Genomic DNA, 17,193 nt, shown 5'->3' with positions numbered 1-17,193 from the left:
CACCTCCTAAATGCTACCTATCGTTGACTTAAATATTTAAATTACCAACTGCTTCGATGGCAATCTCGTTTGGCACTTCATTTAGCGAAATGACCGCAATGTCTGGAAAGTTAAATGAAATCAGCTTTCTAAAGGCTAAGCGCACCTTGGGTGATGTCAACACTACCATATTAGTGTCTTGCAGCATCATTTGTCGTTGTAAATTACCGAGTGCTTCTAAAATTCGATTCACTGATTCGGGTTTTAAGACTGGATACGAGCCCGTGGGTGTTTTTTGTATACTCTGTTGCACTAATTCTTCAAGTTTTGGATGTAAAGTTACTACATGTAATTTTTCTTGATCATCTGCGTATTTATTAGCAATTGTCCGTTTTAATGCTTGCCGGACATATTCAGTTAGTACTTCGGTATCCTTAGTAACTAAGCCATAATCAGCCAATGTTTCTAAGATCGTTGCTAAATCATTAATTGGAATTTTTTCATCAAGTAAATTTTGCAGAATTTTTTGTACTTCTCCAAGACGCATAATCTCGGGAATTAATTCGTCAATCACAACGTTATTTTGTTCTTTAATGCCTTCCAGTAATTTTTTGACTTCCTGCCGCCCAAGTAGTTCGGGAGCATGATCATAAATTATTTCTTTTAAATGAGTAGCAATAACTGTCAATGGTTCAATAATCGTAAAGCCTTGCAAATCAGCCGCTTCTTTATCCTTTTCGTCAATCCACATAGCTTCTAAATTAAAGGCCGGTTCTTTTGTAGGAATCCCTTGAAAGGGAAAGGGTTGTTCATCCGGACTGATAATCATATATTTATCAGCGTAAATATCCCCATGACCAACTTCATTACCCCGAATTTTAATTGAATAGTCATTCGCATTTAAATACAAATTATCTCGAATTCTAACGGGACTAATTAAAATACCTAATTCACGAGCTGTTTGCTTCCGAATCGCAATAATACGACTCATTAAACTATTATCAACTGAACTATCAACAACTGGGATTAGCCCGTAGCCAATTTCAATCGCAATGGGTTCCACTTGAAAGGATGCCACCGACTCATCTTCTGTTTGCGCCTCTTTTTTTCGTTGCAAAGCTAACGTTTGTGCTTCTTGTTCTTTGACGAGCTTCACTTTTGCTTCTTTTTGCGTAATAAAATTACTGGCAATAAATAAGGCAAGGCCTAAGCCAATAAAGACAATGGTTGGAAAACCAGGCATAATACCTAAGAAAATTAAAATTGCTCCCACAATTCTAAATAGATTAGGATTCCGTAAAGCATCTTCTTTGATATCCAAACCAAATGAACTATCATTATTTGATCGCGTTACAATAATTCCGGATGCTACCGATATTAAAAGGGAAGGGACCGCACTAACCAAGCCATCCCCAATCGATAATTTACCAAATTGGGTTAGGGCCTCGGTAATTGACATTGACCCTTGCATTGAAAAAATTAATGCCCCCCCAATTAGATTAATTAGTGTAACTAAAATTGAGGCAATGGCATCCCCTTTAACGAATTTACTAGCCCCATCCATTGAGCCATAAAAATCAGCTTCGCGTTGTAAATCTTTCCGTCGTTGGCGGGCAATATCTTCCGTAATTAAACCCGAATTTAAATCTGAGTCGATAGCCATCTGCTTACCGGGCATCGCATCTAATGTAAACCGCGCTGAAACCTCTGATACACGGCCTGATCCATTTGTTACCACGACCAGTTGCACAATCATTATAATAACGAATAGAATAATGCCGACAAGATAGTTATTACCGGCAACAACATTCGCAAAGGCATCAATCACTTTCCCGGCATTTCCATCAGTTAAGATTAACCGCGTTGATGCCATATTTAGTCCTAATTTAAACATCGTTGCCAATAAAATAACCGTCGGAAAGGTGGTAAATTCCAACACTGACTTAGTAAACAAGGTTATTAGTAAAATGTTCATTGCCACGGTTAAATTGACGACAATCAAAATATCTAAAATTGCCGTTGGCAACGGAATAATAATTAATCCTAAAATTCCTAGTACTAAAAACGCCATGACAATATCAGCGTTATTAAATCTTTTCTTTTTAGGCGTTGCTTTTTGCATATTTAACCTCTATTTTTACTTTCTTTTCACTAATTTTTTAAATTTTATCCGCTTTTTGGATGTCTAATTGATAAACTAACGCAATAATCTCCGCTACTGCTTCATACAAATCGGTTGGAATATACTCTCCCGGTTCGACCCGATCATATAAAGCATGGGCTAGTGGCCGGTTTTCAATCATCGGAATATCATATTTTTGCGCTTCTGCTTTCATTTTTTGAGCTAGATTGTCCATCCCCTTAGCCAACAATTTGGGTACTTCATCCTCATCACTATCGTATCGAATGGCTAATGCATAGTGAGTTGGATTAGTAATAACAACCGTTGATTTTTGTACATTAGCTACTGCATTGCGCACCATTGCTTGATACTTAGCGCGCCGTTGCGCCTTGATTTTTGGATCTCCTTCCATCTGCTTAAACTCTTCTTTAACCTCTTCTTTACTCATCCGGAGATTCTTACGAAAGGTGTAACGCTGATAAAGATAATCAATTAAACCAATTATTAGTAAAACAACGGCAATTTCAATGGTCACACTCCTCGCAAACTGTAAAACAAACAATAAAATTTTTGCTGTACCAACGGTACTCAAGTTAATAATCGTTGGTAGCACAGTAATTATCTTGCGATAACACAGGTAAGCGACAATTATTAACTTCAATAAAGTTTTAAACAAGTTCATTAATGAACGCCCACCAAACATTTGTTTAAATCCTGCTAGTGGATTTAACTTACTAAACTTAGGTTTAATTGGTTGAAAGGTAAACAACAGCCCTACTTGAATTAAGTTACTAACGAATCCCATCGCAATGGCGATTACCATAAAAGGCGCCCCTACTAAAAAAAACATACCAATTGCTTGCAGTAAAATTTTAGCTAAATCACTCTGTAGTTGCGTTCCTTTCCCTAAATGCTCCAGCATGGCAACCATATAAGGGGCCATTTTAGCAATAACAAACTCCCAACTTGGTAAAAATAAAAAGCCAAATGCTAACAATGAGATGGCAATATTTAGTTCTTGACTTTTGGTTACTTCACCCCGTTTGCGGGCATCACGTAAACGTTTGGGCGTAGGTGCTTCCGTTTTTCCTGATTTATCTGCCATAAACTATGTATTTCCTACTGATCTAATAAATTCCATCAACTGTGTAATTGATGTTGGCAAATAATTAGCCAAAAAACTCAATACGTTTGATAGTAAAATGAAGAATATGATAAAACTAACACCGGTTTTAAACGGTAAACTCATCATTAGTACATTAATTTGCGGAATTGAGCGTGATATAACTCCTAAAATAATATCAATGGCGATTAGCGCAACAACCAACGGAGCCGCTAAGTCTAGCCCCATTTCAATCGTTTTTACGATCATTTTTGTGATGCCATCAATTGTACTACCCGTAAAGTGTGCCGTACCTAGGGGAATAATTTGGAATGATACTAACACGCCTCGAATAAGTTGTTGATGTAAATTAAGCATAAAAAACATACTAATTGCTAGCCAATAATAAACTTTGCCATATTGTGAGGTTTGAACCTGCATAGTTGTGTCATAAGCTTGGGCAATCGTAAAGCCAACTTGAAAATCAACAATTTGACCAGCAATCATCACTGCATTAAACACTAACTGACTCAAATATCCCATCGTAAAACCAAATAAAACTTCTTTAATTACCAATAATGCAAAGATAATCGGTGTCGTTGTACTTACATATGTGGCCTGGGCCGTTGGAAAGGCAATCATCGCCAGGCTCACACCAAGAATTAACTTAGCACTATTGGGAAAATCGCGTTGAGAAAATAACGGACCTAACGAAATGAAAGCTAGCACCCGACATAATACTAATGCGATAACCTCTATTTGCACCATCGCCTACTCCTATTGTTGCCCAATTAATTTAAAAATATTTTTCGTGAATTCCAAAAGAATTGTCAACATAAAATTACCCGCTAAAATTAAAGCCACAAAAATTGCAATTAACTTAGGCACAAAGCTTAATGTCTGCTCTTGGATTTGGGTAACCGCTTGAAAAATACTAATCAATAACCCTACAACCATTGCAATTCCTAATGCTGGTGCCGAAATTAATAAAATGCGCATAAAAGCATCTTGCATCAAATGTAGTACCGACTCAATTGTCATTCATCTCTACCTTCTAACTAAAACTTTTGACTAATGATTCCACCAGTAGATACCAGCCATCTACCAAAACAAATAATAACAACTTAAACGGAAGTGAAATCATTACCGGTGATAACATAACCATCCCCATCGACATTAAGATACTGGAAACTACCATATCAATAATTAGAAACGGAATAAAAATCAAGAAGCCAATACTAAAGGCCGTCCGCATTTCACTGATAATAAAGGCCGGAATCATGATACTCATCGGTATTTTATGTGTATTTTGCGGAACTTTAATCGTAGCTTTTGCTTGCTTAGACTGGTCAGCTGTCTCCATAAATAATTTAATATCCGTTTTACGTGTTTGCTTCCCCATAAACTCTTTTAAGCGGTTTTCACTGCGATTAACTAGTTGTTGTTGTGATATTTCTTGCCTATTATACGGCACAACCGCTTGTTGATAAATATCCGTATAAACTGGTTTCATGGTAAAAAACGTTAAAAATAGTGCTAAGCCAATTAACACTTGGTTAGGTGGATTTTGCTGTGTACCTAGTGCGCTACGCACAAACGATAACACCATAATGATTCGGGTAAATGAAGTTGTCATGATGAGTAACATTGGGATTACTGACAAAATTGTCAACAATAGGAATGTATTAATAATATTACTTGAACTACCTGTCCCTTTTAATAAATTTTGGCTAGTTTCAGTAATCCCCTTAAGATCAAGCGCATAAATTGGGACTGCTGTTAGCCATAAGGTAGCTAGCCCGCTTAGTAAACCAATAAGACTAGCCTTGCGTAATTGCTTCTTCATTCCTTTTTCCCTTTACTTAATTTTTTAGTAGTAACTTCTAAAATATGCTTAAATTGCTGGGGTGTTGCTGGCGTCTTAGGCGTTGGATTGAGCATAAAGTCATTAGCCTCACTAGCAGTTAATTCTCTAATAATTTGATTTTGCTGTTCCGCTAAGCTCATTACATAATATTTTTCACCAATTTGAACTATTCCAAGTGCTGATGTTTTCGTTACATTTAATTTTTGAATGATCCGTAATTTTTGACTAGCCTGATTAGTATATTTAGCTAAATATTTTAGTGAAATATTAATTAAATATATAATTATGATTAAAAAAATAATCAACTTAACGATTGAAAAAAACATATGTTAATCCTATCTTTCTATTGCACCACTAAATCGGTGATATATACATCTTCAACAATTTGGGCTCCATAGGCATTATTAATCGCTGTTTTAATTTGATTTTTCAAGGCGTTCAATTTATGCCCACCATCTAAAATATCACGCGCTTTTTTCTGACTCAGTACGGTAATAACACTATCCCGCACTAACGGCATCTGTTTATTTAGCGCACTTTTTTCTTCAGGACTCGCAACAATAAGCGACATACTTACGCGAATATATTGATCTTGATTACCACTACTAGCTAAATTTACAATAAAGCGTGATAGTGGAATCACCCGCCTTTTACTAGCAGCTTCACTTGCCGCAGCTTCACTTTGTGCCGTTGGTGACGTATTTTTTGCATTATATTGTGATATTACAAATGCCCCACCAATCCCCGCTGCTACCATCACTGTTAATAATAGTGGAATAATAATAGCCCACCGGGGACCGCGTTTTTCTTTTGGTGCTGCCTTATTTGCCATCGTATTTAACTATTTCCTTACCTATTGTTTGATGAATTTTTTGCTCATATGCAATTACTTTTGCCACAATTTCTGACGGTGTTTCTTTGACTGTTAAAGTCTTACCATCGGTTAGTGTAATAACTGTATCTGGTGTTGCTTCAAATTTATAAACCAACGCAAAATTTAAATAAAATGTTTGTTGGTTAAATGCTGTTAATTCAATCATGAAATCACCTACTACTTAATTAATGTTTTAAATTAACTAATTCTTGTAGCATCTCATCTGAAGTTGTAATGGTCCGAGCATTAGCTTGATAAGCCCGATTAGCAATGATCATATCTGTAAACTCAGTAGACAAATCAACATTTGACATTTCTAATGCCCCAGATTGCAAACTACTTTTCCCTGTCGAATCTGTCGCTTGTCCAGAGTTATTAGAAACACTAAATAAATTACCGCCGGCTTTAGTTAGACCGGCTGGATTACTAAAATTATAGGTTTCAATTTGACCGGCTTGTGTAATGGTCCCTCCATCGTTTACATACGAGATTTTACCGGCTGCATCAATGGCAATTTCTGCTCCAGCTGGAATTTTGGTAGCATTAGTTACGGCTACCTTTAACCCACTCTTTGTAACTAAAGTCCCATCCTTATCTAACTGAAAGTCACCATCACGGGTATAATAAGCTTTATCACCATCAGTTACTTTAAAATAGCCTTGCTTAGCAATATACACATCTAGCGCTCGTCCGGTTTGTTGTGGTGCTCCAATCCCGGTGCTTAGATCAGTTGACCCAACTTGGACCCCTAGGCCAACTTGTTTAGCATTAATCCCCCCTAAATTCGCACTTGGTGCACTTGGCGATGCCGTTGTCTGACTAATTAAGTCTTCAAACATAGTTCGACTCGACTTAAATCCCATCGTATTGGCGTTTGCAATATTATTGGCAACCGTATCCATCTTAACCTGTAAACTTTTTAACCCACTAACTCCTGAATAAAGTGATCTTAACATGGTAATTTCCTCCGTTTATTTATTATTAGTTGTTCCATTAGTTGTATCTATCGCACTAGCACTCGTACCGGCATCAACTTCATTTAATTGACTCAGGTTATATTCTTGCCCACCTACCACAATCGTGGCATAACCATTTGCAAACCTTACTTTATCAACAGTGCCACTAATATTTTTATCGCCATCGGTTACTTCCACTTGCTTACCGATCAAACTAAAGGCTTGCTGTTGTTGTTGTAGCATAACGCTAGCATTCACGTTTTTTCCCACTTCATTCAACTTATCCATCGTGGCAAATTGGGCTAGTTGAGAAACATAATCAGTATTACTACCACCACTAGATGAATCTCCTGAAATTGATGGGTTACTCATGGTAGCTGATAAAATTTTTAAAAAATCATCCATTGAAACAATTGATTTACTATTCGTATCAGCAGTGGCATTTGCACTTGCCAAACCAACAATTGAATTTGTTAAATTAGTTACCTCTGAAACCATTGCTTAACTCCTTTCCTATGCCAAAATACTGATTGTACTCTTAGTAGCTTGTTCGATTTGTTCATCACTTCGCTCTTTTGTGATGTCGCCTAATTGATGCTTTTGATATATTTGCTTACTTTGTGGTCTTTGTTGCTTGTTTTGACTAAATTGATTACCACCCTGCGCCATGGCTTGTTGCTCCAAATTTAAACTCGCTAAATTACTACTGGGGTGTACACTATGTTGCGTCTCAAGTACTGGTCCACTAGTCAGTGTTGGTAGCTGTAATTCTGCGTGCTTATTCAAAATTTGCTCTAATTTAGGTGTAATATCTGCTAACAATTGCCGGGTTTGACTATTCTCAAATTTAAATTCTAATTGCACCTGATTAGCGGTCAATTTAAGTGAAACCTGAATTTTACCCATATTGGCTGGTACCAAGTCAACAACAATTGTTTTGGTATTACCATTAGTCAAGTTTTTAGTTGCTGCCACAATTGGCGTGGCTAATACTTGTCCATTTGTCTTAATGACTTGTTGCGTGGTTACCTTAATTGTTGTTGCCTGACTCGTCGTAGTATTATTAGCCTGAGTTGCCACTGAACTTAAAACCTGATTAAAGGTGGTTTTAGCTAATGGCTCCTTAACCGGTATGGACTCTGCCGCTAACATGCTCACCTTGTTGCTACCTTTACTCGCAACATCACTACTACTTATTTGTCCTACCTTTACAGCATCAAGCGGGGTCTTTTCGCTACTATTAGCGTGCTGATTATCACTTGTTAATACTTGTTGTGTGGGGGCTAATGACTTTAAGTTAGGTGTCGCTGTCATCGTTTGCGTTAGTAGTGCGGTTTGATTAGCTAACGCTTGTTGGCTGTTAGGATCTTGCCCAACCACCTGATTTTCCTTAACAGTTTGGGGCTTACCATCGCTTGCCTGATTATTCTTACTTATTGGCTCTGTCAGTTGCCTATCTTGCTTATTGTCAATGCTTTGCATACTAGCTACTTGTTTGGACTTCGTGGCTTTAGCACCGTCAGCATACTGTTGGGCCATTAGCGAATTTATCGTTTGGGTACTAGTGTCCGGTTGGCTGCCCAGTACCGGATTAACAATAGGCTCTTTAATGCCAGCTACTACTAGTGTCTGTTCTAGTGGTGTTTGTTGCTCCGATTGCTTTTTTTTATCTGTACTTAATTGTTCCGTGTCATCATCAGGTTGTTGACTTGGCTTAGTATGTGAATTTAATAACTGTTTAAACTTGTTTTTTTGTGCACTTTTAACATGCGTAGCTTGCTCACTTGCTTGCATATTTTCAGAGTCACTAACCGGCGCTACCGTTGCGTGCAGATTCATCCTTAAACTCCTTTCATAACTTTCTTTAGATTACGAATTTTGGCCGATTAGCCATTTCGTCAAGTTGCTTTTGTTCTTCTCGATTTAAATTTAATTGATATTGTGCGAACTGTTTTTCTTGTAATTTATCCATAACTTGCCGTTCTTGTTGCGCCATAATTAGTTCGTCAAAAGCTACCTTAACTTGTGCCTGTTGGGCTTGTAAGGTGGTGTAGGCATCATCAATTTGACTATCTAAAGCCATCAAGTAACGTTGTTGCACTTTCATTTGCGTAATCGTTAATGGTTGGTACCCCCGGCGCTGTTCTTTTTCAGCCATTAATGTCTCAATTCGCGTTGTTTGTTCAGTAATTTCACGTTGAGCTTGTCCATATGCGCGTTGCTTTTCAGCTTCGACTTTGATGCGGTAACTATGCACTTTGGCTAATGAAAACTTAAATTGTTGCATCTCCTTGTGTCCTCCAAATGACTTATCGCTTATAGATTACTGAGGCCATTAAATAGTTGATGTAATTGGTCTGTTGTCTGTTCAAAATTGGCAAATTCATCAACCTGTTGTTGTAAAAAATCGTCAATTGGGTGGTTTAATGAAATCGCATAATCAATGACTGCATTTGAGCCAGCTTTATAAGCTCCAATATCAATTAAATCCTTTGCATCAGCATATACCGCTAAATTTTCTCGTAATTCACTAGCATCTTGAATTTGTGTTTTTGAAACTAATGATTTCATTAAACGACTCAAACTATTTTGTACATCGACTGCCGGATAATGGTTTTGACCAGCAATTTTACGTGATAAAACAATATGACCATCTAAAATTCCGCGCACTGCATCAGCGATGGGTTCATTCATATCATCACCTTCAACCAATACTGTATAAAAGGCTGTGATAGAGCCTTTATCAGACATACCGCTGCGTTCTAATAATTTAGGTAATGCTGCAAATACTGATGGCGTATACCCCTTAGTAGTGGGTGGCTCACCCGTTGATAGTCCAATTTCACGTTGGGCCATTGCAAACCGGGTAACTGAGTCCATCATTAAAACCACTTTTTTACCAGCATCACGATAATATTCGGCAATCGCTGTCGCTACGTGTGCACCTTTAAGCCGAACTAATGGTGGCATGTCAGACGTTGCACACACGACAACAGCTTTTTTATAGCCTTCTGGGCCGAGATCTTTTTCAATAAATTCTTTAACTTCGCGCCCTCGTTCCCCAATCAGACCAATCACTATCACATCAGCTGCACAATAGCGGGCAATCATCCCCAATAATGTACTTTTACCAACCCCACTACCCGCAAAGATCCCCATTCGTTGGCCCTCACCGACGGTCATTAAGCCATCAATAACCCGAACGCCCGTTGGCATAATGGCCTTAATTTTTTGCCGTTTAAACGGATCAGGGGCCTCTTGCGTCACAGGATAATTTTTAAAATCGGGTGTTATCGTTACATCATCCAACGGCCGCCCTAAGCCATCTAGGGTATGCCCTAATAATGCATCAGCAACTCGAACTTTAAGGGTATGGCCGGTTGGTTTCACTAAACAACCTGGTCCAATCCTCGTTAATTCATCTAAGGGCATTAGTAAGACCGTTTGTTTAACAAAACCAACAACCTCAGTCAATGCTTTGCGTTGGGTCCCCTTAATATAGACCTCACAAATTTCACCAACAAACACATCTAATCCTTCAACTTTAATAATTAGGCCCACAACTTCACTGACTTTGCCATAAGTGAAGAAAAATTTGCGTTGCTGCGCTAAAGTTAAATATTTATCCGTTGAAATTTCAAACTTCATTAATTGGCTACTCCTGGCTTTTTATTTCTTGCATAAATTTATTTAATTCTGCTTCAATATCAACAACGGTCACTGCTGCATTTGATTCAACGACGACATGATCAGTTGCCAAGCTTTCATCGTCTAACAAAATATAACGAAGATTCCCCAGATTTATTTTTTGCTGTGCTAGCTTTTCGGCTAAAAGCACATGATAGCGCGGATGGGCTTTAATTTTAATAAATTCATCTGGTTCTTCTAACTTTAATAAAATCGGTTCTAAAATCTTTAAAATAGTTTCTGGCGCAATTTTTAACTGTTCTTTAATTAAAATTTGGGCCATCCGTATCGCAAACTCAACTAACTCTTCTTGCTTATTATGGGTATATTGATTAACACTATCGAGGGTATTAGCCAAATTTGCATTTGCTTGGGCTATCATCTGTTGGGCTTGCACCTTCCCTTGGGCTAGCCCTTCTTCATATCCTTGGTGAAAACCAGTCTCATGGCCCACTTGTATTGCTTGTTGCTTTAATTGCTCTGCCTCAACTTGAGCCTGGCTTAAAATATTACTTTTTAGGTTATTGAGCTGGGTAACTTGCTCGATCATATCTTCACTAAACAGCTGAGGATCGTATTCTATATCTTCATGCGGTTTCGGTAATTTTGTAACAATTTCTGAAGTTTTATTAACATTAATTATTTTATGTTGCTTAATAACGTTATTATTATTTAATAATGGCATCAGAATCGCCTCTTTCAATATAAATCTCACCAGCATCATCTAATTTTCGGATCACAGCGACAATCTTTTGTTGTGCCTCTTCCACATTAGCTAGACGCGTAGGCCCCATAAATTCAATTTCTTCACGAATATTATCAGCTGCACGACTTGAAAGGTTTTCAAAAATGAAGTTTTTAATATCATCTGTAGTCCCCTTCAATGCAAGGACAATATCGTCGTTTTCAATATCCCGTAATACTTTTTGGACATCCAAGTTAGATAAGCTCACAATATCTTCAAATGTAAAGAGACTATTTTTAATTTCACTTGATAATTCCGGCTGCCGTTTTTCTAAGTCACTAATAATATTTTTTTCCGTACTGCGACTAGCCGCATTTAAAATATTTACTAACGTAGTGACACCACCAATATTTTCCGTATTATTCGATACACTGTTTGAAAATTTAGTTTCAATTACTTTTTCAACTTGCTTAATCACGGTTGGTGAGGTACTCGAAATCGTCCCAATGCGTTCTGCAACATCCGTTTGTAATTCAGTTGGAAACTGTGACAAAATCACCGCAGCTTTGTCTGGTTGTAAATAACACATTACCAAAGCGATCACCTGTGGTTGTTCTTCAGCTAATACATTGGCCAATTGTTGCGTATCAGCTTGCCGCGCAATATTAAACGGGCGTTCCTTTAATTGAATTTGGTTTAAAACATCAATAACTTCTTTTGCTTTCTGTGGTCCTAGCGCTTGATTAAGTAAATTTTTGGCATAATCAATCCCACCATCTAAAACATATTCACGGGCAGTTGCTGTATTAACAAACTCATCAAGGACTTCATTGCGCTCTTCTGGTTGTACAACTTCAGTATTCGCAATTTCATAACTAACTTTTTGAATATAGGATTCTGGTAGTAGTTTCATGATTTTCGATGAAGTTTCTGATCCTAAAGAAATCATTAAAATTGCTGCTTTTTTAATACCATCAATCATTGTCACAGGCTTCCCTCCTTTCTATTTTTCCTTAACCCAGGCTTTTAATAGTTCTGCGACAACTTGGGGATTATCATCAGCGTATTGCTTAGCCTTTTCTGTTTTACTTGTCTCTTGTGTAGCTACTGCTGGCGCTTGGCTCTCATTACTGGCTGAGGTAGGATCTGTAGTGGGCCTTGGCGTTTCATTAGTTTGTGCATAATCATCTTCGTAATCGTCTTCATAATCTGCATAGGCAGCAGCACGGCGGCGCCGAATAATAATAAAGATAATGATTGCTATGATTAGTAAAATAATTGCACCAATAATGGCGTATAGTAACCAGTTAGTTGTTTTCTTTTTAGTTGTATTAGCCGTATTTATTCCCTGATTAGCAAAGTTTAAGCCGGAGACTTGAATTACATCACCACGTTGGCGATTATAACCAACTGCTGATGAAATAATAGCTTGAATTTTTGTTTGATCTGTATTTGAAAGTGCACCGTTATTTAAAATGACCGATGTGGTCATCCGATTAATTGACCCTGGGGCACTAATTGTTTTGATCGTATCTGTATTCAATTCATTATTAATAGTGTGACTGTATGAAGCATTACTGTCATCGCTATTGTTACCGGTAACATTACTAGCATTATTATTTGCTTGACCCGTCTGCGTATTTTTAGTTGTGCCATTCGCATTAGTACCCGAACGTTGCAGATTTTCGCTTCTGATTTGTGGGTTACTATATTTTGTTTGCTTACGTTCAATAGCATTGAAGTTTAAATCTAAATTAACCGCAACTTCAAATTTACCAGCCCCATAAACTGGGGTTAATAAGTTTTGAATTTTTTGCTCCATCATACTTTCGTACTGTTTTTTAATACTTAAATATTTACTACTTGCACCAGATATTTGACTACTATCATCCGCATTTGAATTACCATCGTACAAAACTTGTCCGTTACTATCTACAACTTTGATATTATCAGTACTTAAGTTTTCAACGGCTCCTGCAGTTAAGTCAACAATTGCTTGTACTGCCGAGTCATCAATCGTATTTCCATTCAGGGTTAGGACAATTGATGCCGATGCTTTTTTAGTATCATCATTGTTATCAGCAAAAACACTTTCAGTTGGCATTACCAACATTACCTTAGCTGATTGAACCGCATCAAGAGTTTCAATTGAGCGTTCTAGCTCACCTGCTGTGGCTCGTTGATACATCACTTTACGATCAGCATCAGTCGTCATCATGCTAGTATCATCAAATAATTCATAACCGGTTGACGTATTTGGCAATTTATTATCCATCGCTAGGTCAATTCGCTCTTGTGGTATTTTGGTCTTATCCGCTAGGACAGTTGTCCCATTATCCGCTAATTTATACGCCACTTTATCGGTTTGTAATTGTTCAGTTACTTTTCCGGCATCTGCCGCACTTAAATTTGAAAATAAAACCCCATATTGAACCCGAGTGGTCAAGTAAAAGGCCATAATTATAATAAAAATAATACTTACTATTCCACCCAGCCACGCCGCTTTTTTATTTTTTGATTGTGCTTGCCATTTATCCCTTAAATTAGCAAAACCATCCTTGATATTCTCCACCTAACCGTCTCCTCAAACCCTTTTTAATTAAAATTGCATATTTTTAATATCGTTATATGCATCTAATACTTTATTACGTACCTGAACAGCCGTTTGGAGAGTTAGTTGTGCTTCAGTCATATTAATCATAACTTTTCCCAAATCATTATTAGTTCCTGTAACTAGGCCGGTTGTTCCATTATCCATTACTGTCATATTTTGATTTAAATTAGCGACAGCATTATTTAAATATGTACTAAAACTTTTTTGTGTGGTATTTGTTTTATTTAATGCTAAATCACCTATTTTTTGTGTATTTTGTAAATTACTGACATAGCTTTTTAAACCTGAAAAATTATTAATTGCATCCATGTTGATTTCCTAATTTTTAATTTTTTGAAATTGATAGCGCGTTTTTTAATAAGGCTTTATTCGCTTCAGTTGCTGATACATTAGCTTCATATGTACGCATTGTTTGGACCATTTGCACCATTTGATCGGCCATGTTTACATTTGATTCTCGTACATACCCGTTTGCATTAGCATCTGGATTTGTTGGATCATAGGTTCTTTTAATTGTGTTATCCTCTTTAATCCCGGTCACCCGTACTCCGTAACTCATACGATTACCAAAACCTGCATCATTATTGTTTAGTTGGTTTTGGACATTTTTCATGTTTTCAGCAAAGGTAACTGTTTTACTCTTATATGGTCCACCCTCAGCCGTCCGGGTTGTATTGACGTTTGCAATATTAGTTGAAATGGTATCTAGTTTCAGCCGTTCTAATGCTAAACCACTCGTATTAATTGCCAAACCATTAAATATACTCACTTACATTTCTCCTTGCATGTACTTCTACTCTAGTGATCTAACACATAATTAAGCATTTGAAAACGACCATTAATCTGGGAAGTCAACGCATTATAATAGAGACTATTCGTTGCCTGATTAACCATTTCAACATCTAAATCAACGTTATTTCCATTCGCTTTAACTGCCGTATTAGCGTCCGTGGTAACTTGTGGTTGCACACCACTACCATCCCCCAGATGGCGTGTGTTTGTTTTTTTCAATGCTAAGCTATCTCCGTTAAGCGCATTTGTTAAGTAATTCTCAAATTCAACCCGCTTAGCTTTATAATTGGCAGTATTGACATTTGCTATATTACTAGATATTAACTGTGCTCGCGTATTAGCTACCCCCAGAGCATCTTTAATTAAATCGTATGATTCCATAAATCTATCTCCGGTTTTTTAAAATTGATTAAAAATAAATAATATTTAATATTGACTTAATTTTAAGGTATTATTGAGTAGTATTCAACCAATTATGAGTATTATTCAACCAATTATGAGTATTATTTATATAATAAATATTAAGTGCTAATAATTTAAGATATCATCAATTAAATAATTATAAGTTTAAAGCGAATAACTTTAAACTATTCGGCAAATTTATACAAATAATTTGCGTATTTGTATATTTTTTTATTACGTATATTTTTTGTAATCCTTTAAAATTTTATGTAAATTACCGATATAGTAATTAAATGAACAAGCAAACTTAATGGTTTATGGAGGAAAGTTAATATGGATTTATTCCTACTTATAGGAATGTTTTTAGGATTTGGGGCGATTGTAACTGGAATGATCTTAAAAGGTGCCAGTTTAGCGGTACTAATGAATGGTGAAGCAGCAACGATCATCTTTGTGGGTATTATTGCCGCAACCATCAATTCATATCCTAAAAGTGAAATCAAACGGTTACCAAAGATTTTTAAAGTTTTGTTTCATAATGCTACTTATCAATATGCACCTATAATTGATGAAATTATCAACATTTCAAATTTAGCACGCCGAAACGGACTGCTTTCCTTGGAAGAACATCTCCAACAACTTGAAAATCCTTTTTTAAAACAAGGCTTGGAATTAGTAGTTGACGGGATTGAATCTGCACAAATTCAAGAAATTTTAGAAAATCAGGTTATGGCGATGGAGGAACGGCACCGCATTGGTGCTAATATGTTTAAAACTGGTGGGACAACTTCACCAACACTAGGTGTTTTAGGTGCCGTAATTGGACTAATTGGTGCGTTGGGTAACTTAAACAATATTGATGCTTTAGGTGAATCTATTTCATCCGCTTTTGTCGCCACACTGTATGGTATTTTTGTCGGTTATGTTCTTTTGATTCCGTTTTCACAACGTTTAATTAATAAATCCGAAGCAGAAGTCTTACAATATAACATTATCATTGAAGGCGTTTTAGCCATCCAAGCTGGGCAACCAGCCAATACAATTGCGCAAAAACTGTATAGTTTAGTCGATGAAGAGCCGCAAACAAACAATGATCCTGATGCTTAAATAATAAATTACAGGAGTCCTCCTTTTGAAAAGAAAAAAAAGACATGAAGAAGAAGCTGGTGAAGGCTGGTTACTACCATACTCAGATATGTTAACGCTGCTTTTAGCATTATTTATTGTCCTTTTTGCGATGTCAAAAGTTGATAGTAAAAAATTCGCTGAAGTTCAACAAGAATTTGGTACGATTCTTTCTGCTAAAGCTGGTTCAAATTCAATTGAAAACTCAGCTCTTGATAGTAACGCAACAACCAATAGCTTTATTAAAGACAATGTTGTGAAAGCAAAACGATTGGCTGCTCAGCGTAATGCTGAAACCCAGCAACTAAGTAGCATCACTCGTAATTTACAATCACAAATTCGCCAATCAGCTTTAAAAAATAAAGTAACAATAAAATTAAAACAAGACGGTATTCATATCACCATGGCCAGTAGTATTCTGTTTCAAACTCAAAGTGCAAAATTAACGACACCAGTTAAAAAAGCACTTAACCAATTAGGGCCTTATTTAAAACCTTTACGTAATAATACAATTACTATTGCTGGTTATACTGATAATTTACCAGTTGCCAATAGTCAGCGTTATGCCTCAAATTGGGACTTAAGTGCTCAGCGGGCCATTGCCGTAATGCACTTCTTTGTTGCAAACAAGATAATTAAAGAAAAGAATGTCACGATTGAAGCATTTGCTGCTAATCATCCGCGCGCTAATAATCAAACCCAACAAGGACGAGCTAAAAATCGGCGAGTTGAAATGGTAATCCAACGCCACTTTTGACAAATAGGCTAATCACTAAAAGGGGTCTACACTTTTTGGTACTGATAGACATGACGTTGTCATGTTAATCGGTATCTTTTTTTCTTGCATTTTTTAAAAAAAAGTGTAAAAAAAGAGATAACCCACCACCACCAAACAGAAAGGAAATCTCCATGGATAATTATCTCAAAATATCACTCGCATTAAAAGACCCAAATTTAAAAATCGATAATACTTTCAAAAACCCTAATG

At 36.8% G+C, this 17,193-nt stretch carries 21 protein-coding genes; 2 read left to right on the top strand and 19 right to left on the bottom strand.

What is annotated here, in order from left to right:
- Window positions 1-28 precede the first annotated feature (28 nt).
- From flhA to flgB, 19 genes are read right to left on the bottom strand one after another with little or no spacing between them, the layout of a single operon-like run.
- Window positions 29-2,101, bottom strand: a complete 2,073-nt coding sequence (gene flhA, locus JOC59_RS07140) for a flagellar biosynthesis protein FlhA (protein WP_205144113.1) — start codon at window positions 2,099-2,101, stop codon at window positions 29-31.
- 37 nt (window positions 2,102-2,138) lie between these two features.
- Window positions 2,139-3,206, bottom strand: coding sequence for a flagellar biosynthesis protein FlhB (gene flhB / locus JOC59_RS07135; protein WP_205144112.1), 1,068 nt, complete (start codon window positions 3,204-3,206; stop codon window positions 2,139-2,141).
- 3 nt (window positions 3,207-3,209) lie between these two features.
- Window positions 3,210-3,971 carry a flagellar biosynthetic protein FliR gene (fliR, locus tag JOC59_RS07130; RefSeq protein ID WP_205144111.1) on the bottom strand — a complete coding sequence of 254 codons (762 nt, stop codon included), beginning with the start codon at window positions 3,969-3,971 and terminating at the stop codon, window positions 3,210-3,212.
- Between the two features lie 9 nt (window positions 3,972-3,980).
- Complete coding sequence (gene fliQ, locus JOC59_RS07125) at window positions 3,981-4,244, bottom strand: flagellar biosynthesis protein FliQ (protein WP_205144110.1); 264 nt, start codon at window positions 4,242-4,244, stop codon at window positions 3,981-3,983.
- Between the two features lie 13 nt (window positions 4,245-4,257).
- Window positions 4,258-5,049 (bottom strand): flagellar type III secretion system pore protein FliP, encoded by a 792-nt coding sequence (fliP, locus tag JOC59_RS07120; RefSeq protein ID WP_205144109.1) that lies wholly within the window; start codon window positions 5,047-5,049, stop codon window positions 4,258-4,260.
- Window positions 5,046-5,396, bottom strand: coding sequence for a flagellar biosynthetic protein FliO (locus JOC59_RS07115; protein ID WP_205144108.1), 351 nt, complete (start codon window positions 5,394-5,396; stop codon window positions 5,046-5,048). The genes fliP and JOC59_RS07115 overlap by 4 nt, the downstream gene beginning before the upstream one ends.
- 17 nt (window positions 5,397-5,413) lie before the next feature.
- Window positions 5,414-5,902 carry a flagellar basal body-associated FliL family protein gene (locus JOC59_RS07110; RefSeq protein WP_205144107.1) on the bottom strand — a complete coding sequence of 163 codons (489 nt, stop codon included), beginning with the start codon at window positions 5,900-5,902 and terminating at the stop codon, window positions 5,414-5,416.
- Window positions 5,892-6,110, bottom strand: coding sequence for a flagellar FlbD family protein (locus JOC59_RS07105; RefSeq protein WP_205144106.1), 219 nt, complete (start codon window positions 6,108-6,110; stop codon window positions 5,892-5,894). The genes JOC59_RS07110 and JOC59_RS07105 overlap by 11 nt, the downstream gene beginning before the upstream one ends.
- Window positions 6,111-6,129: 19 nt before the next feature.
- Window positions 6,130-6,900: a flagellar hook-basal body complex protein gene (locus tag JOC59_RS07100; RefSeq protein WP_205144105.1), complete on the bottom strand. Its 771-nt coding sequence runs from the start codon at window positions 6,898-6,900 to the stop codon at window positions 6,130-6,132.
- Between the two features lie 15 nt (window positions 6,901-6,915).
- The gene (locus JOC59_RS07095; protein ID WP_205144104.1) at window positions 6,916-7,398 is read right to left on the bottom strand and encodes a flagellar hook capping FlgD N-terminal domain-containing protein; all 483 of its coding nucleotides are present in this window, start codon (window positions 7,396-7,398) and stop codon (window positions 6,916-6,918) included.
- Window positions 7,399-7,413: 15 nt separating this feature from the next.
- Window positions 7,414-8,739 carry a flagellar hook-length control protein FliK gene (locus JOC59_RS07090; protein ID WP_205144103.1) on the bottom strand — a complete coding sequence of 442 codons (1,326 nt, stop codon included), beginning with the start codon at window positions 8,737-8,739 and terminating at the stop codon, window positions 7,414-7,416.
- A 25-nt stretch (window positions 8,740-8,764) separates the two neighbouring features.
- Window positions 8,765-9,187 carry a flagellar export protein FliJ gene (gene fliJ / locus JOC59_RS07085; protein ID WP_205144102.1) on the bottom strand — a complete coding sequence of 141 codons (423 nt, stop codon included), beginning with the start codon at window positions 9,185-9,187 and terminating at the stop codon, window positions 8,765-8,767.
- A gap of 29 nt (window positions 9,188-9,216) precedes the next feature.
- Window positions 9,217-10,548 (bottom strand): flagellar protein export ATPase FliI, encoded by a 1,332-nt coding sequence (gene fliI, locus JOC59_RS07080; protein ID WP_205144101.1) that lies wholly within the window; start codon window positions 10,546-10,548, stop codon window positions 9,217-9,219.
- Between the two features lie 7 nt (window positions 10,549-10,555).
- The gene (locus tag JOC59_RS07075) at window positions 10,556-11,272 is read right to left on the bottom strand and encodes a FliH/SctL family protein (RefSeq protein WP_205144100.1); all 717 of its coding nucleotides are present in this window, start codon (window positions 11,270-11,272) and stop codon (window positions 10,556-10,558) included.
- Entirely contained in the window at window positions 11,256-12,260 is a 1,005-nt protein-coding gene (fliG, locus tag JOC59_RS07070; protein ID WP_205144099.1) for a flagellar motor switch protein FliG, read from the bottom strand. Before fliG ends, JOC59_RS07075 begins: the two co-directional genes overlap by 17 nt.
- Before the next feature lie 15 nt (window positions 12,261-12,275).
- Window positions 12,276-13,844, bottom strand: coding sequence for a flagellar basal-body MS-ring/collar protein FliF (gene fliF, locus JOC59_RS07065; protein WP_205144098.1), 1,569 nt, complete (start codon window positions 13,842-13,844; stop codon window positions 12,276-12,278).
- 27 nt (window positions 13,845-13,871) lie between these two features.
- Window positions 13,872-14,195 carry a flagellar hook-basal body complex protein FliE gene (gene fliE / locus JOC59_RS07060; protein ID WP_205144097.1) on the bottom strand — a complete coding sequence of 108 codons (324 nt, stop codon included), beginning with the start codon at window positions 14,193-14,195 and terminating at the stop codon, window positions 13,872-13,874.
- 16 nt (window positions 14,196-14,211) lie between these two features.
- A complete protein-coding gene (flgC, locus tag JOC59_RS07055) occupies window positions 14,212-14,655 on the bottom strand; it encodes a flagellar basal body rod protein FlgC (RefSeq protein ID WP_205144096.1) in 444 nt (147 codons plus the stop codon).
- A gap of 29 nt (window positions 14,656-14,684) precedes the next feature.
- Entirely contained in the window at window positions 14,685-15,059 is a 375-nt protein-coding gene (flgB, locus tag JOC59_RS07050; RefSeq protein WP_205144095.1) for a flagellar basal body rod protein FlgB, read from the bottom strand.
- Window positions 15,060-15,413: 354 nt separating this feature from the next.
- Here flgB and JOC59_RS07045 point away from each other — a divergent pair, with 354 nt between their 5' ends.
- Together JOC59_RS07045 and JOC59_RS07040 are read left to right on the top strand one after the other, a co-directional pair.
- Window positions 15,414-16,187: a MotA/TolQ/ExbB proton channel family protein gene (locus tag JOC59_RS07045; protein WP_205144094.1), complete on the top strand. Its 774-nt coding sequence runs from the start codon at window positions 15,414-15,416 to the stop codon at window positions 16,185-16,187.
- Window positions 16,188-16,212: 25 nt separating this feature from the next.
- Window positions 16,213-16,962: a flagellar motor protein MotB gene (locus tag JOC59_RS07040; protein WP_205144093.1), complete on the top strand. Its 750-nt coding sequence runs from the start codon at window positions 16,213-16,215 to the stop codon at window positions 16,960-16,962.
- The last annotated feature ends 231 nt before the right edge of the window (window positions 16,963-17,193 follow it).

Origin of the sequence: Periweissella beninensis, assembly GCF_016908275.1 — a bacterium.
Taxonomy (GTDB): Bacteria; Bacillota; Bacilli; order Lactobacillales; family Lactobacillaceae; genus Periweissella; species Periweissella beninensis.
Note: the sequence above shows the minus strand (reverse complement) of the source record. Positions and strands in the feature narration are given on the sequence as shown.